At 51.5% G+C, this 22223-nt stretch carries 15 protein-coding genes; 5 read left to right on the top strand and 10 right to left on the bottom strand.

What is annotated here, in order from left to right; translation table 11 throughout:
* Positions 1–64: 64 nt before the first annotated feature.
* Complete coding sequence (gene mfd, locus SH451x_RS19790; RefSeq protein WP_479358800.1) at positions 65–3538, top strand: transcription-repair coupling factor; 3474 nt, start codon at positions 65–67, stop codon at positions 3536–3538.
* A gap of 152 nt (positions 3539–3690) precedes the next feature.
* Positions 3691–7422, top strand: a complete 3732-nt coding sequence (gene secA, locus SH451x_RS19785; protein WP_479358799.1) for a preprotein translocase subunit SecA — start codon at positions 3691–3693, stop codon at positions 7420–7422.
* A gap of 38 nt (positions 7423–7460) precedes the next feature.
* Here the strand turns inward: secA and SH451x_RS19780 are convergent, their stop codons facing one another.
* Complete coding sequence (locus SH451x_RS19780; RefSeq protein ID WP_479362921.1) at positions 7461–8432, bottom strand: AAA family ATPase; 972 nt, start codon at positions 8430–8432, stop codon at positions 7461–7463.
* Positions 8433–8797: 365 nt separating this feature from the next.
* Here SH451x_RS19780 and SH451x_RS19775 point away from each other — a divergent pair, with 365 nt between their 5' ends.
* Positions 8798–9136: a hypothetical protein gene (locus SH451x_RS19775; RefSeq protein ID WP_479358797.1), complete on the top strand. Its 339-nt coding sequence runs from the start codon at positions 8798–8800 to the stop codon at positions 9134–9136.
* Between the two features lie 27 nt (positions 9137–9163).
* On the opposite strand, the gene SH451x_RS19770 is transcribed toward SH451x_RS19775, so the two are convergent.
* From SH451x_RS19770 to prfB, 7 genes are all read right to left on the bottom strand, one after another.
* Positions 9164–9352: a hypothetical protein gene (locus SH451x_RS19770; RefSeq protein WP_479358796.1), complete on the bottom strand. Its 189-nt coding sequence runs from the start codon at positions 9350–9352 to the stop codon at positions 9164–9166.
* A gap of 149 nt (positions 9353–9501) precedes the next feature.
* Entirely contained in the window at positions 9502–11445 is a 1944-nt protein-coding gene (locus SH451x_RS19765) for a prenyltransferase/squalene oxidase repeat-containing protein (protein ID WP_479358795.1), read from the bottom strand.
* 13 nt (positions 11446–11458) lie between these two features.
* Entirely contained in the window at positions 11459–11884 is a 426-nt protein-coding gene (locus SH451x_RS19760; RefSeq protein ID WP_479358793.1) for an ExbD/TolR family protein, read from the bottom strand.
* Between the two features lie 32 nt (positions 11885–11916).
* Positions 11917–12870, bottom strand: a complete 954-nt coding sequence (locus SH451x_RS19755; protein WP_479358792.1) for a MotA/TolQ/ExbB proton channel family protein — start codon at positions 12868–12870, stop codon at positions 11917–11919.
* 267 nt (positions 12871–13137) lie between these two features.
* Entirely contained in the window at positions 13138–14961 is a 1824-nt protein-coding gene (locus SH451x_RS19750; protein ID WP_479358791.1) for a tetratricopeptide repeat protein, read from the bottom strand.
* Between the two features lie 152 nt (positions 14962–15113).
* The gene (locus SH451x_RS19745; RefSeq protein WP_479358790.1) at positions 15114–15725 is read right to left on the bottom strand and encodes a hypothetical protein; all 612 of its coding nucleotides are present in this window, start codon (positions 15723–15725) and stop codon (positions 15114–15116) included.
* 61 nt (positions 15726–15786) lie between these two features.
* Positions 15787–16915, bottom strand: a protein-coding gene (gene prfB, locus SH451x_RS19740) for a peptide chain release factor 2 (protein ID WP_479358789.1) whose coding sequence is annotated in 2 segments (ribosomal slippage) — positions 15787–16842 and positions 16844–16915 — 1128 coding nt in all. Because the reading frame shifts where the segments join, the coding sequence is not laid out codon by codon here.
* 112 nt (positions 16916–17027) lie between these two features.
* On the opposite strand from prfB, the gene SH451x_RS19735 reads away from it, so the two are divergent.
* Entirely contained in the window at positions 17028–17432 is a 405-nt protein-coding gene (locus SH451x_RS19735) for an acyl-CoA thioesterase (protein WP_479358787.1), read from the top strand.
* Positions 17433–17473: 41 nt separating this feature from the next.
* Here SH451x_RS19735 and SH451x_RS19730 read toward each other — a convergent pair whose 3' ends face one another.
* Positions 17474–19876: an ATP-dependent helicase gene (locus SH451x_RS19730; RefSeq protein ID WP_479358785.1), complete on the bottom strand. Its 2403-nt coding sequence runs from the start codon at positions 19874–19876 to the stop codon at positions 17474–17476.
* Positions 19877–19924: 48 nt separating this feature from the next.
* A complete protein-coding gene (gene lysS / locus SH451x_RS19725; RefSeq protein ID WP_479358783.1) occupies positions 19925–21502 on the bottom strand; it encodes a lysine--tRNA ligase in 1578 nt (525 codons plus the stop codon).
* 124 nt (positions 21503–21626) lie between these two features.
* Between lysS and SH451x_RS19720 the strand changes: the two genes are divergently transcribed.
* On the top strand, positions 21627–22079 hold the full coding sequence (locus SH451x_RS19720) for a response regulator (protein ID WP_479358781.1): 453 nt from the start codon (positions 21627–21629) through the stop codon (positions 22077–22079).
* Positions 22080–22223 lie beyond the last annotated feature (144 nt).

The raw sequence follows: 22223 nt of genomic DNA, 5'->3' as shown, positions 1-22223 counted from the left end.
TTTCTTGCGCCAAGGCTTTTAGGGCATATTCGACGCGCTAGCAGGGCGGATATACTGCGGAACTGTGAGTACGAAGGATCGATCCGACGACGCTGGTCCAGCCGCGAGGGCAGCTCGCGTGGCCCAAGCGGCCAAGAAAACACTGGCTCGCAAAACAGCCAAGGTGGTCGCCCCTGCGCCCCCCCTGCCCGCTCGAGTCTCAGTTGTTAATCCGCCCGAAATCGAATCCGGCCAGTCCTCAGGTCAAGCAAAGACTCATGAGGAATCTAAAGCGAGCCCGCTGCACGCTGTCGTCAAAGAGATTGGGGCAGTCGCCAGTTTTCGGCAAATACTAACCCGACTTGGCTATAAGAATCTCTCTGGCGAAAACAAATCGAAGCGATCGTCGGTGCGGTCTCACGTTATGGTACAGCGAGTTTGGTTGGGAGCCCTGCCACCGCTTGCTGCCGCCGTGAAAGTTAGCGCCGACTGTCCGGTGCTGGTCATACTTCCACAACCCACCGATCTGGACACATTGGCTGCGGATCTGATGTCGTTACAGCCTGGGCCAGTGACCGTTTTCCCGCAAGCCAGCGACGACGGTCAGACCGAAACGTTACTGCAGAATGAAGTGCTCCAGCGTTTGCAAGTGTTATCGCTACTTCAGAAGCTCGAGGACACGGCGTCTACAAAGCCGGATCGCGGCAAACCCATAGTGCTGACGACATTACCAGCGATTATGCACGGAGTGCCAGCCCCTGCCGAACTGGGCAAAGGTCGACGCATTTTGCATGTGAACCAAACAGTTGATATGACCGAACTGCGGGCGTGGTTGCTCGAGTCAGGCTATATCTCGACGACAGCGGTGCAATTCGCGGGTGAGTTTACTGTGCGGGGAGGGATTTTGGATGTATATCCCCCGGATGCGCCAGATCCGGTCCGCCTTGAATGGTTTGATGACGAAATTGAATCGATACGCACCTTTGATTCGCTATCGCAGCGCAGCGTCGAACGTTTAGATAGTGTCTCTCTATCATCCACCAGCCCGATCGAAATTCAATCGGCAACGCTACTGGACTATCTTCCAGCGGATACATGTATTTGTACATTGGAGCCCGTGCAAGTTAAACATCTTGCCGATGCATTTCTGCAACGAGTGCCTTTCCCTGATCGCTATCATAACACGGAGGATGTACTGAGCCGTTTGGCGGCATTTGCTAGGCTTGATTTAGTTGGCTTGGCGGAATCAGACGTAGAACTGCCAATCTTTGAATGTCCGTTGAAAGATGTGCAGCGCATAGCTGGTGACCTAGAGCAATTGTCCAACCGCATTGATGACGCCTTGCCAGACGGAAGAGAGTCGATTGTGGTCTGCATTAATGAGCCGGAAATGGCGAGAATGCAGGAGCTTTTCAGCACAAACAAGGCTTACCTGCAGCGTAGGTTAGTTGTTCAGACGGGCATGTTATCGCACGGATTTGAGATTCCCGATGGTGGCACCTTGGTGCTGACGGTGACGCAACTGCTCAAGCGTACTGCTTTGCCTCGGTCCTCTAGGAAAGCGTCTTCTCGGGCCATCGACAGCTTCTTGGAACTGCGAGCGGGCGATTACGTCGTGCATCTTTCCCATGGCATCGGAATCTACCGCGGCTTAAAGTTAATCGAGCGGTTGGGGCAAAAGCATGAACACTTGGAGATCGAGTTTGCTGAAGGTACGAAAGTTTTTGTGCCGACGACCAAGATCGATTTGGTTCAGCGTTATATCGGTGGCACGAAATCGCAGCCCAAGCTAGCCAAAATTGGGTCAGCGACTTGGGTGCGTCAAAAGCAGGCGGCGGAGGAAGCAGTTGTTGATATGGCGGCTGATCTTCTGGAACTGCAGGCTCAGCGCCGGAGCCAACCGGGAATCGCATTTTCCCCCGACACAGTCTGGCAATCGCAATTTGAAGGATCGTTTCCCTACGAGGAAACTCCTGATCAAATAACTGCAGTGGCGGCCACCAAAAATGACATGGTTCAGGCTCGGCCGATGGACCGCCTGATTTGCGGCGACGTTGGCTTTGGTAAGACCGAAGTTGCAATGCGCGCCGCGTTTAAGGCGGTTGACAGCGGATTTCAAGTTGCTGTGCTCGTGCCCACCACGGTGCTTGCGGAGCAGCATTACAAGAATTTCCGCGAGAGAATGGCTGATTTCCCATTCGACATTGCTCGGCTTTCGCGCTTCTGTTCAACTACTGAAGAAAAAGAAATCGTGCGCCGGATTGCAGGTGGTCAGATCGATATCGTGATCGGCACAAGTCGTTTGGTGGGCAAAGACATCGACTGGTTCAATCTGGGATTGGTGATCGTCGACGAAGAGCAACGTTTTGGCGTGGCGATGAAAGAACGGCTCAAGCAACAACGCACCAAGATTGATCTGCTGACGCTTTCCGCAACTCCGATTCCACGTACATTGCACATGTCCTTGTTGGGGGTGCGGGACATCTCAAATCTAGAGACAGCACCTCAGGAACGACTGTCTGTGGAGACGAAGGTGATTCGTTTCGATGATGCTTTGGTGCGAAATGCGATCTTGCGCGAGTTGAATCGCGGCGGGCAAATATTCTTTGTCCACAATCGGGTACACGATATGCCAATTCTCGCCGCACGACTTCAACGCCTCGTTCCCGAAGCCAGGATCGTAGTTGGTCACGGCCAGATGCCAGAACAACAGTTAGAACGGGTCATGGTCGATTTTATCGAGCATCGCTATGACATTTTGCTAGCTACGACAATTATTGAAAGCGGACTCGACATTCCCAATGCGAATACCATTTTCGTTGACCAGGCAGATCATTACGGGCTGTCGGAACTTCATCAGTTGCGGGGCCGCGTTGGACGCTATAAGCACCAAGCGTATTGTTATTTGCTGATAGACAAGCACAAGCATTTGAATCCGGATGCCGCGAGGCGAATGCATGCAATTGAGGAGTATTCTCAGATCGGTGCCGGTTTTGGCATCGCCATGCGCGATCTGGAAATTCGCGGAGCGGGAAATTTATTGGGCACGCAACAAAGCGGGCATATTGCCGCGATTGGCTACGAACTCTATTGCCAACTCCTCGAAAACGCAGTCCGCCAGCTTAAGCACCAGCCGCCCAAGCTGAGTATCGACGTCGAAGTCAATTTGCCGATCGAGGCTTATATTTCCAGCAGTTATGTGCCTGAAATACGGCACAAAATCGATCTTTACCGTCGGCTGAGCCGTATTGATGACATGCAAAGCATTGCGGATCTGCGGCAGGAGTTGCACGACCGTTTTGGGCGAATTCCCAAGGAAACAGAGCGTCTTTTCGAGGTTGCACAGCTTCGCATCGACGCCACCTTGTGGTCAGCGCGGTATATCGGCGTGGAAGATGACCATATGGTGTTTACGTACGGCGATCATCGTCGCATGGAACAGCTGTCCAGGAAGCATCATGGACGCTTGAAACTTCTGGGGAACCAACGCGCGTATTGGCCTCTGGAAGAGGAGACGGACGAACTTTTGAAAGTTGCGTCGCGAGTTTTACAGCCATAGACGCGCGATGGTTGTTTACCTTAAATCCCTACGCCCGCAGAGCTAAGGGCAAACCTACGTTGACCGCACTTCGCTAGCCCGATACCCTGACGGATTGAATCATTGTCGATTTAGAACGCGTGGCAACTGTAATATAAGACCAACGGAAAACTATGGAATTATTGGATCGCATTTGGGAGGGCACGAATTCAGTTGTCAACGGCGTCATGAGTGGCGTCGGCCGCGGTTTGACCGGCATTTTTGGCACTTCGAATGCCCGAACAATTAAGCGGCACCAGGAGTTGGTGCAGAAGATTAATCTGCTCGAGCCACGCACGATGGCTCTCAGCGACGCAGAATTACGTGAAGAAACTGCGAAGTTTAAGGCGCGGTTGGTCAACGGTGAGACGATCGCCGACATTCTTGTCGAAGCCTTTGCCGTCTGTCGTGAAGGCGGTCGCCGCTTTTTGAAGATGAAGCACTACGATGTGCAGCTCATCGGCGGAATGGTACTCAACAGCGGCAACATCGCTGAAATGGTGACTGGGGAAGGTAAAACGTTAGTGGCGACGCTGCCCGCTTACCTCAATGCCTTGGAAGGCAAAGGCGTCCATGTCGTCACGGTCAACGACTATCTTGCCCGCCGCGATATGGAATGGATGGCTCCGCTTTACATGGGCCTTGGTCTAACCGTTGGCAACATCCAAAGCGGAATGCCTACGGCGCAGCGTCAGGCGGCGTATGCGGCTGACATTACATACGCAACTAACAATGAGCTCGGCTTTGATTATCTGCGAGATAACATGCGCTTGGCTGCTCGCGGCGATGATCGATTTTCAAAGGAATTTCAACAGTCGCAGGGCCCGCTGCATTATGCAATCATCGACGAAGTCGACAATATTTTGATCGATGAAGCACGTACGCCGCTGATTATCTCCGGACCGGCGCACCAAGACCCAGGAAAATATCTGGAGGCGGACAAAGTTGCTCGGCAGCTTAAGGAACACGAAGACTTCATCGTTAGCGAGAAAGACCATACGGTTAATCTCACAGACGAAGGCGTTCGTAAGGCTGAAAAACTAGCCGGCGTCGAGAGCTTCTACACCGCGGGCAATATGGAATGGCCGCACTTGATCGACAACGCTCTCAAGGCCCATTACCTCTACAAGCTTGATGTAACTTACGTTGTCAAAGATGGCGCAATCATCATTGTCGACGAGTTCACTGGCCGACTGATGGAAGGCCGTCAATGGTCCGATGGCTTGCACCAAGCTGTGGAAGCCAAAGAAGGGGTCAAGATCAAAGAAGAAAACCAAACGTTGGCGACCATCACGCTCCAGAACTACTTCAAGTTATACCGTAAACTTTCCGGTATGACGGGAACGGCAATGACGGAAGCAAACGAGTTCGTCAAAACGTATAAGTTGGATGTTGTTGCGATTCCGACCAATCGAGGTATGCAACGAATCGAGCAACCCGACATTATCTTCTTGACGGAGAAAGAGAAATACAAAGCTGTTGCCGACGACATCGAGTCAATGCACAAATTCGATCAGTTGGAAATGAAAGATGGCACCAACATCGTCGGTGAAATCAAAAAGGAAACAGAAGAAAGCGTTGAGTTCCGTAAACGAGACGAGACAAAGTCCGAAACGATTGAACAAAGCAAAATTAAACGAGTGCTTCGTAAGGGACGCCCGATTTTGGTCGGTACAGTCTCAATCGAAAAGAGCGAACGACTTGCTAGCTTGCTGGAACGTCGCAGTATCCCGCATCAGGTCTTGAACGCCAAGCACCATTCACGCGAAGCTGATATTGTTGCACAAGCTGGCCGAATCGGTGGCGTTACGATCGCCACGAACATGGCTGGTCGTGGTACCGACATTATCCTAGGTGGTAATCCCGAGACAAAAGCTTGGGCAATGTTGCAGGACAAATATCCGACACGATTGGAAGTGCCTAAGGAAGAGTGGGATACGCTGGTTCGCGAAATCGAAGTTCGCGACAACATGAAAGCCGAAGGCGTCAAGGCTCGCGAACTGGGCGGGCTGATGGTTATCGGCACCGAACGCCACGAAAGTCGACGTATCGACTTGCAGCTTCGCGGTCGTTGCGGTCGCCAAGGCGATCCGGGTGAAAGCCGATTCTATCTGTCGCTTGAAGATGACCTGATGCGTATCTTCGCCGGAGACTGGGTCCGCGCTTGGATGGGTAAGCTTGGCATGGGTGAAGGAGAAGCGATCCAAAGCTCGTTTGTTTCCAAGCGAATCTCGGCGGCACAAAAGAAAGTCGAAGAGCGTCACTTCGAAGCACGAAAAAATCTGCTCGAGTACGACGAGGTGATGGACTTTCAGCGCAAACGTGTGTACGGTTACCGTCAGCAAATCCTAGACGGCGTTAGCTGCCGCAAGTTGGTCCTGGAACAGATTCGACAACAGATCGACCAAGCTGTCGATATCTATGTATCGCCACTGTTTGGCGCTGAGTCGTTTGCAAAGTTTGCCAGCACGAAGCTAGCCTGCCAGTTAGATGCCAAAGAGTTTCGAGGCGTCGACATTGATACGGCGAGCAGCTATGCACGTGACTTGGCGGAACGCGCTGCCGAAACTCAGATCATGGACGCGATCGATGAAAATTTGCCAGACGGCGAAGAAGAATCGGAATGGAATTATGAAGCGCTCGCAAAATGGTCAAACACACGCTACGCGACCAACTATAACGCAGTCGCTCTAAAGAAGATCGACCGAAACTCAGTCGACGAAGAACTTGTCAAGAAGTCTCGCGATTACATTGCTGGTATCGATCTGAGTGAAGGCGCCCAGTACCTTGAAGAAGGCTACGGAGTAAAGATGCTGTCGACTTGGATGCGAGCCAAGTTCAGCATTGATGTTACGGTTGATGTTCACCTGGAGCCGGCTGACATCAAAAAGCAATTGCGGAAAGCGGCCGAAGATGCTTATCGTGAACGCGAAGTGCGATATCCGCTAGAAGCCGCACTTAATACCTTCGCAATTCGCTCGCAGAACAACGATGCAATTACGCTTTCACCCGATATTGCACAGTGGCTTGCTGTCCGTTTCTCGCGGCCAGAACTTGCGGAAACGTTACTGCAAAGCGAACGAATAAACTTCGAACCAGTGCTTGAAGCATCTCGCGGCCAGATTGTGGAAGCGGAACAGATGCACGTGGTTGGGCTAGAGAAGATTGAAGAGCTGTTCAAAAATGTTGATGAAGAGATGACGGCTCGGAACGCGAGCGACAAGTCAGGTAAGCTTGAAGCGTTCGCAACCTGGATGATTGAAAAGCTCGACTGGAAAGGCAAGCTGGAAGATCTTCAACGTCTAAATCGCGAACACGTCACTTACAAGCTACAGCAAGCGATCGACGACCACTACTATCCAGAGATTCGCGGTGCCGAGCGTGAGATGTTACTCCGACTGCTCGACGAAACTTGGATGTCGCACTTGTTGGCAATGGACCACCTTCGTTCCGCCGTTAGTTTCCGCGGTATGGGACAGATGGATCCAAAAGTCGAGTACAAGCGTGAAGGCATGAAGCTATTCGAACAGATGTGGCTCTCTGTCGGCGAACGCATCTCAGATGTCGCTTTCCGCATGGCAGGCGTGACGGTGACCGCTCCAACTCGCCGCCCAAGGCAAACTTCGGAACGCCACGATACGCCAGAGACGACCGAGGATATTGCCAAGAGCTTGCCACCACCATCTGCTGGGCAACCAAGCCAAGCGGCGTCCAGTAATGGAAGCGCTTACGGTAATGCGGCGTCAAGCGAAGGCGACACCAAAGTGCAACCGATTCGTCGTACCAGCGACCGTGTTGGACGCAACGACCCATGCCCATGCGGCTCAGGTAAGAAGTACAAGAACTGTTGCTTACGCCAAGCTTGATCGCCCGCGTGATCTAATGTGCCAACTGCCGTGTGCGATTATTTCTGCACCGGCGGTTGGGACGAAGCCGTCTTGAATTTTGCCACAGTTGGTTCTGGGACTTCTTTGAGTAGTCGCTCAAGAATTTTTTCGGGCGTCATTCCATCTGCTTGCGCCTGAAAATTCGTGGCCAGCCGATGCCGCAAAATAGGTATAGCAACCTTGCGAATGTCTTCGATCGCAACAGAGAAACGGCCGTCCATCGCAGCCATCGCTTTGCCACCAGCCAACAGGAACTGGCCAGCGCGGGGTCCAGCTCCCCAATCAAGCAGCTCTTTGACGAACGCCGGCGAAGCAGCATCTTGGGGACGGGTCGCTCGCACCAATGCCGCCGAATACTTGATGACAAATTCGCTGACCGCGACGCTGGATACGAGTTTTTGAATGTTCAGGATCGCCTTTGCGGACAACACTTTTTCTGCGACCGGTTTTTCAGGGCGGATCGTATTGGTGAGGATCAGTTCTTCTTCTTCGAGCGTCGGATAGCCAACCTTAATATTGAACATGAAACGATCCAGTTGCGCTTCAGGGAGCGGATACGTTCCCTCTTGCTCAATCGGGTTTTGCGTCGCAATAGTAAAGAAAGGCGTTGGCAGATCGTACGTTGTATTGCCGACCGAGACCTCGCGTTCTTGCATTGCTTGCAGCAGGGCGGCTTGCGTTTTAGGCGGCGTTCGATTGATTTCGTCCGCGAGCAGAATATTGGTGAAAATCGGGCCTTCGACAAAGCGGAACTGGCGCCGACCATGTTCGTCTTCGTCCATGACGTTGGTGCCGGTGATGTCCGACGGCATCAAGTCGGGCGTAAACTGAATACGTTTAAAGCCGACATCAAGGATCTTTGCTAGCGTGCTGACCATCAAAGTTTTAGCAAGCCCCGGAACTCCTTCCAACAAGCAGTGGCCACGCATAAAAATCGCCGCAAATAGTTGATCGACGACTTCGTCCTGTCCGACGATGACCTTTGCCATCTCGGTTTTGAGTCGATCGCGATGTTCGCGAAACTCTCGCAGTAAGTCGCCGATGTTCCTGCTGGCGGGGTTGGGAGGAGTCGTTCCTGACACTGTTAATCACCTTTTAGCTTTGATCTGTCGTTCCGCGCTACTCACGGACCGTGCGAAAATCGGATCTTCGAAAGTCGATTGTGCTGGATTCGACCATGAACCGCAATGACCGATGGTCTCGATCGTACAAATTCCTCTTGTGACCAAAGGCACAAAAGTAATAAGCTCCGTGAATTCTCAGCGATTGTGATGCCTTGCTTGCGATGCGAGGTGCAGATCAGTGGGGAAAGTCGAATGTCCGATCGGAACGGCAGTCTTTCGGAAGAGTGCACATGAAATCTACAGTAAGAATCATCGTCACCAGCAGCTTGGTAGCTATAGTCGCTGGCTGTCAGAACGGAGCGGCCATGTTGCAAAATGGCGGTCTGCCGATGCGCGTGCCACCGCCAGCCACTGGTTCGTACAAAGTCCAGGGGCAGTACAGCCAGATTGGTACTGAAGTCGGCACTTCGCTCGCATCAGCGACTGCCAAGCCGGCGGTGCCGTTTTCGCCTGTCGCAAGCCAGTTGACAACAACGCCCATCAGCGAAGTTCAGCCCGCAACGTTCCAAGCCACTTCGCAGCCACCGACCGCATCGAACCAATGGCAGTCAGTTGCACCACTTCCATAGTTGGCCGTTTTTACGCGGTGCGTTAATCTAAGCTCTGATGTCGACTCCGCGTCCAGATGCTTGTACTTGAGCAGCTTGCTTAATCATCTCTACGGCCGCTTCACCCTGATCCTTTTGCGCTTGCAGGGACTTTGCTGCAATGGCGGTATCGATTTGATTGCGAACCTGCGATTGTTTAACGGCAGATGCAGAAGCAGCCAGGCTTGAAATGTCCATTGCAATAACGCCTTGTGAGTTTTTCGTGCATGAAGCGAATGGATAGCGACGACCGCGACCATTCCTTACGCCATCGACAGCTTCGATCGGCAACTTGTACAAAACATTGATAGCCCGCAAGCTTTACCTAAAGGTCATCCTACGTCACACTACCGCATCGTGCTCTGTTCGTACATGGGAAGATAACGGTAGTAGACTTCCAAGCACATGCAGGCCATGGCAGTCGAGTAGATCCTTCCACCATAGCCGCCCCAGATGCAATTGGGATCCCACGAGCCCGAGTTTGCACCTCGCGTGATTTGCGAAGTGACTAGGTGCGGTTTCATTGCTGCGTTCCACTGTTGCCAACCCTGCCCTTGTTGCTGGAACATGGCGATAGTTGCGTAATAGAAGTAGTAAAAGTTTTCCTCTGACCTGCCCGGTAAATTGTTCAGCAGCATGGCGGTCGCTTCTTGTCTTGCCGCAGCAGTAGTCGGTTTTCCCAGCAAGTATTTGGAAGCTAGTGCTTCGGCAGTCATCGCCGCCGTTGGAACTTGGCCGCGCACGGGTCGGTACACTGCGAGTCCGCCATGGTTTCCTGCCGCCACGCGATCTAGGAAGCCATGCATCTTCGTAATGACATCAGCTGGGACAGAAACACCCGCACGTCGACATGATTGAATTGCTAAAGCTTGCCAGCCAAACTGACTTAGATCTCCCTGGTCGTCGGTTTGACGTACGTCGTATCGCCACCCGCCTGTGGTGGGATTCTGTGCCGAAAGCGTGTATCGGCAGCCTCGTTCGACCGCTTTGTGAAGTCGATCATCGGCCGTTACCGCATAACATTCAGCCAGCGCCAGCAGCGCCATGCCATGTGAGTACATGCGAGCATAACGAACGTCTGGAGTATTTCCAATTTGCCTTTGCCCCGCTAGATCTCCAGAATGCATCTGTGAGGCGATCAAGTATTCGAGTCCTGCGGTTACGTTTGCGCGGTAGTTCCCTTCCAGATGAGTGTGCCCCGCCCCTAAAAATGCGAGCAGAGCCAAACCTGTCATGGCTGTGTCAGCCTTGCCCCCCGTACCGCCACGGTTTTCTCCGAGAGTCATTGTCTCTCGACCTGCGCCGCCAGAGATTGCACTCCAGCTTCCGTCGCGCTGCTGGACACGAGCCAAATAGTCGAGTGCTGCATTAACCGCTTGTTCAGAGCTCTCGTCGCCACCGTTTTGTAATGCTATCTGCAGGCGATTGGGCGAAAAACGCAGTTGATATATTTCCGGCGTCGCTGCAGAAGTGTTCAGCGGCGCAATTGCATCTGGATTTTGGATAGCTGGAATCTCGCGATGAATACTTACCAGACTTGCCGATGGCTCATCAGCGCTTTCCAGTGGTAAGTGTTGACGATCGATTTTCATTGGCAGCGGTTGGACTGTATCGATGCCCGCGGTTTGTTGCGCTTCAACTTCGAAATCAGATGCAATCTGTTGCTCGCTATCAGGCAGAACCTCTTTGACCGTCTTCGCTTCGAGGTCGGTTTTCTGAGGCAAGGCTGGCTCTTCTGTTGGAAGGAGCAATTCGGGTGGCACCTGCAGTCGGACGTCTGCGAACTGCGTAGACATCCCTGCTTCAGTGTCGACAGTTGGCTGCGGCAGTTCATCGATGAGTTCAGCGAAGGTAGGTCGAGCCCATTCCGGTACAGATTCGCTCGCGTCTGGTTCCGACTGGGGCTCTAGTATCTCGGGAGATTCGGTTGGAGAGGAGAACGGTGTCATCATCTCGAATGCCAATGAACGATCCGAGTCGACTTGTGCTTGCCCCGCTCCATTGCCATAACCAGGATGAATAATCCGAGTTCCGTAGGCGTACATCAACAACCAAACATGCGCGAGTACAGCAAGCGCCACGCACTTGGAAAGAGGCTTGCTTTGCCCCCACTTGGTATACGAGGCGATCGCTAGTGACACAGCGATTGCGGCAAAAATAACGCCTAGTACGACAGCCCAAGGCCGTGAGACCGAATTGACGGCTACCTCGGATACAAACCAAGTGGCATTGGACGCGAGTTCGTAAGGGAATGCCTTTAGAATGTATATGTGACTGTAAAGTGATTGCATGAGTCAAGTCCCGCTAACGAGTTCGCGGAAGCTGACTGTCGGCTGTTCTTAATCCGATTCTTCTCACTCCAGCATTTTCTACTGCTGCGAGTACCTCTGTTAGCTTCTGAACGGAGTTATCACCGTCGCTTCTTACATCGACTGCGGTATCAGCGTACTGTGTTGCGAGCTTACGAAGTTCAGCAGTCAACTGGTTCAAGGGAAGCTGTCTGCCATCGAGCGCTATGGTACCATCTCGAGCGATCGACACGATACGATTCTCGGGGCCAGCAATCATCGCCGACGCATTACTGACCTTTGGCAAGTTCAGTGTTATCTGTTTTTCTGTTTCATTGAACTTGGTGCCAACCATAAAGAAAATAATCAACAAGAACAGCACGTCGATCATGCTAGTCAAGTTAATGGTTGGCGCTTCTTCTTGTTCAACTTTAAGTGGCATAATGGTGTTTCAGCGCGTAAATTTGTCCCAAATTAAGCTGCTTTACGAGATCGTGCTCGTGGTCGCGCCGCTTCGTTTTCAGCCAGTCCTTCAGCGCTGATCGCATCGATAACTTGTTGCGCGTAACCGTCCATCTGCATAACCAGTCGATCTACCCGACCGGTAAAGAACATATATGCCAAGTAAGCGGGGATAGCGACAAAGAGCCCGCTGGCGGTAGTAAGTAGCGCTTGCGAGATTCCTCCGGCAAGCATTTCAGGACGTCCCATCGCATTTGCACCTGAGATCTCATTGAACGCTTCGATCATTCCCAGCACAGTCCCAAGCAATCCTAATAGTGGGCAAACATTGCTTACAGCCGAAAGCAACCGAAGGTGTTTGCGCATGGAGTTCGTCACTCGTTCGCCGGTATCCATGACTGCTTGCTCGACGTCGATCGCCGGCCTACCATAACGTCGAATCGCAGCGGAGATGATTTCGGCGATCGGACTAGGGTTTTTCTGACATAGCTCAATCGCTTCGTCACGATCGATTTGCTGTTGCTCCAGCATTTCGATCAAGCGGCGGACGAATGGGCGAGGGATCACACGACCACCGCGCAGGAACAACAATCGTTCCATCGAGAACACTGTGACGACGAAAGAACAAAGCGCTATGGGATACATCATCCAGCCGCCGTCGCTAAAAATCTGCAACAAGCTACGTACCGGAATCTGTTCGGTAGTTTCCTCAGCGACCGCAGGCATTTCCGGAGCGGTCGGAGTTCGCGCGGATGTCGACATGCTCGAACTGGGCAAAGCTGCGATTCGGGGGGCCGATTGTACGTTGGTCGGCGGCGCAGCATTCGAGTTGAATTGCGGGTATTGCGCAAGGGCATTTGCGTTTGTTAACAGGCTTGCAACGATGGCAAGTGCGCTGAACAAACAACGCTGACTCAAGTTTTTGCTAGCCTTCATGCTTCCGTGCACTTCTCGATAGTCGTCCATATACGCCTTGAAACCGACACGCGAATGTCAACATCCTTGTTGATCAAGTCTTTCTAACGCTTTTGCCAATATTGATAGAGCCAATAGCGTTGTTTGCCACAACGTAAACTCTTAGCAAAAACTGCTGCCTTCTGGCGAGAGTAGCTACCGTAAATTCGAAGTGTACAGTGTTAAACTTGGCCAGCTCTGTGACAACTTATCGGCAGATAAGCGACGCGTTTTCTACAGATTGTCCAACTTAGTCCGAACGACGATAAATTATTAAAGCTAGCGTGCTGCCTGTGAATCATCAGCGTCTGCCACTCGCAGCTCTCCGCCCAGTATATCTTTCGCCAACACCAATCGTTCCTTGGCTTGCTCCGCATAAATTGTTTGCGGGAAAGCTAGCAAAAGCTTGTCGTAGATATCGACCGCAGCCTGCCAATTGCCCAACAATTCGTGACATTTTCCGGATTGAAGCATCGCGATGGAACACCATTGAGGCTGCGAGTCGAAAACCAGAACGGATTCGTAGGCTTCCAAAGCTTCCTTATAGCGTTTCTGCAGGAAGTAAGTTTCGCCGATCAGCCATTGAGCTCGGGCGGCAATCTCGGCGTCACCCTGCTTGGCGATTTTTACCGATTGCGCTGCAAAATTTCGCGCTGCGTCGAACTCTCCTTTTGCAAGTGCCACGCGTGCTTGCAGGTAATCAATCGCGGCTGAATATTGAAACTTGCTGGGCAAACTGACGATTTCTCGAAGTTGTTCGTCGGCGTCTGCCCAGTTGCTACGAAGTGCCGAAACTTCAGCGATTCTTAAGAGTGCCAAGCAATAAGATTCGGAAGCTGTATCCATTTGTTCTGAAGCGATGAGCCTTTGGAACAGTTCTACTGCTTCATCAAATTTTTCATTCTGGTAGAACGTCTCAGCAAGCAAAACGCTGGCGGCATAACACCAGGCATCGGTCATATCATCTGCATCTGCAACATTCTTGAGAAGTGCAATGGCTTGTTCAGATTCACCCGTTGTCGCCAACAGCCGAGCATAACGAACAGTTGTTTCCGATTCGACTTCTGCCTTAAGGTCTGCCGTGGCAAGGATTTGCTTGCACCATTCGATCTTACGTTCGCGCGTTACGTATTCATCGGGCAAACGGATTAGCGTTCCAGCGGCGACAAGCTTTATCTCGTTGTCTGTTTCCGGCTCCAGTAATGATTCTAGTTTGGGGATCGCTTCACTTGACTTTCCAGCGCCCAGTAAAGCGAGTCCAGTTTGAAGATCGGCCATTGCCTGAAGATGCGCTGTCGGCGCTTCAAGTTCTTCCAACTCGTCGACCAAGGGCAAAGCGAGCTGTGATTGCGATTGATCATTATAGATTTGAAGCAGCAGAACGTTGGCCTTAAAATGAAGGTCCGAACTCTTCTTGATTGCATGACTTGCAATGCGCACACCGTCCAAGATTTCAGCTGCGCCTACAATATCATTCGATTTCTTTGCAATCACTCCCTGAAGCAGCCGAGCGGACAACTGATCGTAAGTTCCGGGCTCTGCCGCCGCCAAACATTTTTCACAAAATTGACTCGCCAGTATCAAATCTTTCCCTTCGGTCGCCTCTAGCCAAGCCATTTGTAACCAGACCGACGCTTGCAGTGAGCCCGGCAGATTTTCAGTGGCTAGCTTCTGCAGTTTCTCTCGCGCTGCCGGCGCCTTACCTAACTTCAAATCGATCTGCGCCAGTCGCAAATCGACATACGGACGTAATGCGATCAGCTTTTCATTCTCGGTATGGCTAGTGTTCGCTTGCCAAAAGAGGAAAAACTGTTGCGAACGCTTCAAATTTTCAAGGGCATAGAGCGCTTCCGCGCCCAAGTAAATACTCTGCAGTTCCGTCGCCGCGGGCACATCTTGGATCGACATCGATTCGACCTGGCTTACAACCTGCTCATAGTCCTGCCGGCTGTAAAGATCTAGGAGCGAGATATAGCGCAGATTGTTCTGGTCATTTTCATCTGCATTTACCCAATTGAAGGAAAACGCAACGAACGCCAGCACTGCGATTAAAAATCGTGCTGTATGAAACTGTAGCGTATGTTGATTGCCACGCAGGTTCATAAAAGATGTAGTCGTTACCGGAAACACGGTGGGCCTTTATTCGACACTGAATAACGGTTCGGTTTCTGCACCGATGTTTAGTGCTCACTTGAACACTCAGGGGGCTCGCGAGCGAGAGACTACTGAAAATCAGCGGGTGGTCGCAAGGTGCATTACTGTGCGTCAAGATCGCTAGCAAAAACAAGACTACTGGCGAGTCCGACTACATATCTCCAACGACGCTGGCTCTTGAGATTCGTCGGCGTCGTCTCACCTGGGACTGGAGAAATTATAGCTAGCTCCCGAGTTTCGGAATCGTATTCAATAAATGCGGCACCAAAACATCGCAAGCAAAGCTCAACATGCGAATCGGATTTGAGTTTAGCTAGCTGCGACCCTTGCAAGGTACATTCAAATGGCGATAGAACTTTGTACGTTGAAAGAATTTTTCCGTCGGATCGTGTTTTGCAAGCAAAATCAAATGCGACAGCTTCGATGGTGGAGTCCGCTTCGATGGCGCAAGACCAAGTCGATTTACCGGCAGAACCCAGACCCATCAGCGTTGGCGCTTTGCCGACACTTGCAACCTCCGATACCACTTCCTGCATTGGTCCACTTGGCGGATGATCCTGCGCAGCGTCCCCTTCGACGCTGCGTAAGACTTCCAAGGGTGTTTCGTTGTTGATTGCAAGAAACACCGAATGGCCGACGCGATCGTCTAGCTTGTAACAACGAACTTCAACCGGGGCGGATCGGACAACTAAATCGTCTTGGAAGTCTGGCATCTAAAATTCTAAAGGTAAAAAGCGAAACGGCGCAAGCGAAAAACTACTTCTACTGCGAGGCTTATTCATCATCGTCGACAGCAGTTGTACCATCGGTTTTCATACGCCATTGCAAGTAGGCATCGAAAAACCCCTGAAGTTCCCCAGCCATTACAGCATGGAAACTTCCAACTAAATATCCGGTGCGTGCATCTTTAACACGTTGGTCTGGGTGCAGAAAGTAGTTTCTGATTTGCGAGCCGAAGCCCACACGCGCCTTGTTCTTGTACTTCACAGCCTGTTCGGCTTCACGCTTGTCTTCTTCCAATCGGGCCAATCGACTACGTAGCATCTTCCAAGCGGCCGCCCGGTTCTTGTGCTGGCTACGGTCGGTTTGGCATTGCACGCTGATGTTCGTCGGTAAGTGGGTTAGACGAATCGCTGAACTAGTCTTGTTGACATGTTGTCCGCCTGCACCTGAGGCACGGTAGACATCTTCGCGAACGTCCTTCTCATTGATTTCGACTTCGACGGAATCGTTGATTTCAGGCGAAACGTCGACTGCGGCGAAACTAGTTTGGCGTTTGCCTTCCGCGTTAAAGGGACTGATTCGCACCAAACGATGCATGCCTTCTTCGCCTTTGAGGTAACCAAAAGCGGAAGGTCCACGAATCGCAATAGTCGCCTGCGTGATCCCCGCCTCTTCGTTGTCGACTCGATCGAGCAGTTCAATGGCATAGTCATGGGACTTCGCCCAATTGATATACATGCTCAGCATCATATCTGCCCAGTCGTTGGCATCGACGCCACCATCGCGCGCATGAACGCTCAAAATTGCGGGGCAGTTGTCATACGCACCGTTGAGGAGACTCTGTACTTCTAATTGATCCGTAACGGTTTCGATACGTGAAAGCTCTGCTTCCACTTCGTCCGCGATCGCTGCATCTTCTGAGACCAAGGCAATCAGTTCGCTGACATCGTCGACGCTTTTCAACGCTTCGGATAAAGGCGTAACGATGCTCTTGACCGCCTTAAGCTCAGCTAACGTCTCTTGTGCTTTCTCTTGAGAATTCCAGAAATCGGGAGCCACCATGGCGGCTTCAAGCTCTGCTAGTTTTTGCGCTTTGCGATCGTAGTCAAAGAGAGTCCTTTAACTGGAGGAGTCGCTCACGAATAGCTTGACTTCGATTGGTTAAATCCAGTTCACTCATTTTGTCAATTCAATATGATAGTACAGTATCGGTCGGAGACTCAAATGCTTCGACAATCTAAAACAGAGTATACGAGCCAAACGCCAGAACGTCTAAGGGGCTTTCGAATCTAGTGCTAACTGAATATACGACGAACATCCGCGTGCGCTACGACGAAACCGATCCAATGGGGTTCTGTCATCATGCGAACTATTTACGTTACATGGAGATTGGGCGTACGGAACTGCTGCGTGCGGCCGGTGGCAGCTATCGCGAAATGGAAGAACGCGGCGAGATGGTGGTCGTCGTACGGATCGATTGCAAGTATCACGCGCCTGCAAAATACGATGATGTCATTGCGGTTCATACCAAGATCAGCAAAGTAACCGCCGCGAAAATAATTCACGAATACGAAATTACGCGAGACCAAGTCAAACTGTTCTCCGCCACCGTTACGCTTGCGGTAATCGATCGCAACGGCCAGCTTCAACGCGTCCCTGCCTCGTTAATTCAACAGTACGGCCTGCAAGAGCAATAGTCGCAGCCTCAACGTTTCGACCTGATGTTTTCCGTCGCTGGCTAGGAATCGCTGTCCGCGTTGTGCAATGTCAAAGGCGAGCTAGCAAGCTGGAAAGTTTTCGTCTGGCCGTCGTCAAAACGCACACGAGCGATCCGCTTGGTACTACGCCCATCCAAGGAAACTACGTGGCCTCGACCGTACTTGGGATGATAGACGTCAGAGCCAACTAAGAAGTGCTCGACGCTTGCACCATTCTTGGTTGTGACCGGTTCGACTTGCGCTCCTGAGCGAAGATCGACGACGTTGAGCTTGCGAAGCCGCTTTAACTTGGATAGCCGATCTGCAATTGTCGATGCATCTTCGGAATCATCTTGCCTTATGTTGGATTCAAATTCGTCATCAGACGGGAAAGTCTTCTCCGGCTTACCCTTGCGTTTAGAAGAGCTAAGACCCGAAAATTCTTCATCCTGCTCGAAATACGCATCCATAAAATCGTTGGTAGGATCGTCTTGGACGAAATCGTAGACCGAAAAAGGATCCGACCTGTCACTGATCTCCATCTCGGCACGTGGCAATTCCATGAGGAAGCTGCTCGGAACACTGAGCCCGCTAAAGCCCCGTTTCTTAACGTAAGAAAGTTGCAAAGTCTCTTTGGCACGCGTGATACCAACAAAGAATAAACGCCGTTCTTCTTCATATTGGTTTGGGTCATCCAGGCTTCGAGCATGCGGTAAAATGTTCTCTTCCAAGGCGATGATAAACACATGTTTAAATTCAAGACCTTTGGCCGCATGAAGCGTCATGAGAGTGACTCGTCCCGCATCACCTTCCATGGCATCCGTGTCTGAAAGCAAACTTACCTGCTCTAAAAACAACTCCAGCGGGTTTTCGTTTTCAACGCGAGCGTCTGTATCAGCGGCGTCTGCCAGCAACTCATCAATGTTTTCGCTGATAGAATCATCTGGATCGGTCGACTTCTTGCCGTTGATGTAGGTGATGTAGTCTGTCTCGTCGACGATCGTCTTAATCAGTTTCACAAGCGGGCCGTCAGTCATGCGCCCGAGCTTTTCAATTAACTGCAAAAATTGCTTCGCTCCTTTCGCCGCCTTGGTGCTGAGCAATCCAATTTCGACTGCTAAACGCAGCGCTGCAATCATTGGCAGCGTGCGTTGATTGGCAACTTCTTGGACTTTAGCCAGAGTCTTATCTCCTAACCCACGAGTGGGCACGTTGACAGCTCGTGCAAAAGCGACGTCATCGGCGGGATTATGCAACAGCCTAAGATAGGCCAACAAGTCCTTGATCTCTTGCCGATGATAAAATCGGAAACCACCAATCAACTGGTAGTTCAAGCGTCGCGACAGCAGAGCGGCTTCCAGCAACCGCGACTGCGCGTTGGTGCGATACAAGATGGCAAAATCACCGAGGGATGCGTGCTCTTCCATTACCGCGTTTGCAATTTTGTCGGCGATCGAGTTGGCTTCAGCTCGGTCATCCATGTACGTTTCCAACCGCACGGCGCTACCGTTTGCTAAGGTGGGGATGAGCTCTTTTGCTTTGCGGCGCGTATTATTCTGAATCAACGCGTCGGCGATCGAAAGAATCTCTGGGGTACTGCGGTAGTTCTGTTCTAGACGGACTGTCTTGACCGAAGGGTAATCTCGTTCAAACTTAAGGATGTTCTCAATGTTTGCACCGCGCCAGCTATAAATCGATTGGTCTGGATCGCCCGTGACGTTTAGATTCGGATGGTCGATCGAAAGAGCCCGTACAATTAGGTACTGTGCCAAGTTTGTATCCTGATATTCATCCACTAAGATAAAACGATGGCGTTTATCAAGGTGCGCTCGCAGTTCTGGACATGTTCGCAGAATGGTCGCGACGTGGACAAGCAAGTCATCGAAATCTACCGCGCTCTGTTGTAACAGCAATTTTTGATAGGCTGGGTAGACCAATGAAACGATGTGGTCGATCGCCGAGGACGTGTTGCCTTGCATCATCTCCGGCGTAACAAGTTTGTTCTTAAGTGCGCTAATGCGATTGATGATCTGCGATATGTTCAAATGCGACAGCGAAACATCCGTCTCCTTGATCGCGCGTTGCATTACTTTCTTGGAATCGTCGGTGTCGTAGATGGTAAAATTTTCGGCTAGTCCAACATGACGGCCGTGACTACGCAAGAATCGCGAACAATATCCGTGAAAAGTACCCACCCAAATCGGCGCATTAGATACAAGTGAATTTACTCGATGTCGCATTTCTTGGGCTGCTTTGTTGGTAAAGGTCAGCGCAAGAATTTCGAACGGCGACACGCCTTCCTGAATCAAGTTCGCGATACGATGAGTAACAACGCGAGTCTTGCCGGAGCCTGGACCTGCCAATGTCAGCAACGGTCCTTCGACATGTAAGACAGCTTGCCGTTGTGGTTCGTTTAAAGACGCAAGTGCATCCGTGTTCTTCATAGCAGTCCTCTAACGTCCGTTGGCAAGTTCTTGTTAAGTCAACAAAACTTAGTCTGCTTCGGGACGGAGCAGTGGAAACAATATTACATCTCGAATTGACCGCGAATTAGTTATTAACATCACTAGTCGATCGATTCCAATTCCAAGACCACCCGCAGGCGGCATCCCGTGGCGCAATGCCTTTACGAAATCGTGGTCCATTTTCGCCATCGAATCTTCCTCGGCTTGCCCATCCAGTTGCGTTTTGAAAAGCTCTTCCTGTAGCAACGGGTCATTGAGTTCCGTATATGCATTGGCGAGTTCCATCCCATGGATGAAGAGCTCAAATCGTTCAGCGATTTCAGGCTGCCCGGTTTTCCGCTTGGTCAGCGGACAAATGCTAGCAGGGTAATCGATCACAAAGATTGGCCCTTTCAGCGCGTCTTCCACTTTTTCTTCAAAGACTTCGCTCTTGATGACATCTTCGTGCTTGCCGGTGACATCGATTCCGATTTTCTTTGCAAGCTGTGCAATGCCCGCATGGTCGTTCGGATCTAGTCCCGTGTGTTCGGCAAAGAGATCGTTGTAGGTTCGACGTTGGAACGGTGGCGTAAAGTCGATGGGCAGATCGCCCCACATTACTTGATAGCCCTGCCCCGTTGCTTTGAGAGCGTTGCAGATTAGTTCCTCGGTCAAATCCATCATGGTTTCGTAGTTTGCATACGCCCAGTAGAGTTCGATCATGGTGAACTCTGGATTGTGCCTCACGCTCAATCCTTCGTTACGATAGACGCGTCCCATTTCATAGACTCGTTCAATACCGCCGACCAACAATCGCTTCAAATGCAGTTCCAGCGCGATCCGCAAGAACAGCCTCATGTCCAAGGCATTATGGTGCGTCAAGAACGGCTTGGCAGCCGCTCCACCAGCGATCGTATGCAGAGTTGGACCTTCCACTTCCCAGAAATCATGGCTGGCCAGCGTATTGCGAATCGACTGTATGATCGTCGAACGACGTTTGAAGGTCTTGAGCGAATCGGTGTTATATGTCAAGTCGACATATCGCATCCGCTGCCGCAGTCCCGCGTCTTGCAGGCCCGCATGCTTCTCGGGCGGTGGCTCCATCGATTTGGTGAGGAAGAACAGGTGCTTGGCAAACACCGTGATTTCACCTGTATTCGTCCGCCCCAGTCGGCCTTCCACACCGATCAGATCGCCCAAGTCAAAATGCTTGACCAATCCAAACGCTTCGTCTCCCACTTCCGCTTTGCTGATCGCGATTTGTATATCGCCCGTCCAATCGCGAAGTGTAATGAAGACTAACTTGCCTGCCGTGCGCAAGAGAAGAATTCGTCCGGCGACTCGCAAAGTCGGGCCGACTTCGTGCCCGCCGCCTTGTTCCGCCTTCCACGCTTTGTAATCTACCGGTTCAGCTGTTTCGAAGTTTGGAAGATCTACGATTCCGCCATCTTCTCGTTCAAAGCGAACTTCGCCGATGCGGGCTCGGGCGGCCGCATTCATATCGCGGTTGTCAAATCTTTGGCCCCAGGGGTCAATCCCCATCTCTTCTATTTTGTGCAGTTTCGCCAGTCGAGCTGCTCGAAGGTCGTCAATGGGAGTCGATTCTGGTTGATTTACGTCGTCCATAATGGATTGGTCTAGCCGCAGAGGCTCTGCGAGCGTAACAAATAAACTTGCTGATTTGAGTCGCGAATCGGATGGCCGCCCCCAGGCTGCCAAACGCAAAAGGGTGAAATTGTAGAGGAAAACGATGGAAAACCAAGCCGCAAAGCGTCCGACGATTCTCGTTGTCGAATCCGACCCGTTAATGCTCACCGCAATCGCGGGAGTGCTCGATTCGCAGGGATTTCGTTGTTTTCTAGCGAGAACGCAAGAGGTCGCGTTAAAGGCAACTGCCGACATGCAGTTCGATTTGATGGTCGTCAGCATCGACGAAAATGTCTTGCAAGCCGCGACTGAAGTCGCACAACTGCGTTCGAATCAGCATTCCGCCAGTGTCCCCGTCCTATTTCTCGCTCCGCGTCTGGACGTCAGTTGGATTGAACCGTTGAACAAAGCTGGCGGAGTCTTTTGTCTCACCAAGCCCTTTGAACCCGATCAATTAATCGAGCTTGCCGAGCAAGCCTGCACGCTCGACCACCTAAGCGTTTCACGCATGGCCCCTCCCAAAACCCACTTTGCTAACGAATGGGTGCGCCTGTGAGCGATATTGATTGTGGTTCCATTATGCTCGGTTGAGTGGCTGAACCTTTTTGTAGCACGTGGCGGCGTTTCTCTGAGCTCCCGGGATCTCCGCCTCTCGGAGTTGCTCGCCTAAGTTGATTTTTCCAACCTTGTGACTTGCTTC

This window comes from Njordella aestuarii (assembly GCF_056494165.1).
This window is presented reverse-complemented; position numbering and strand designations above follow the sequence as displayed.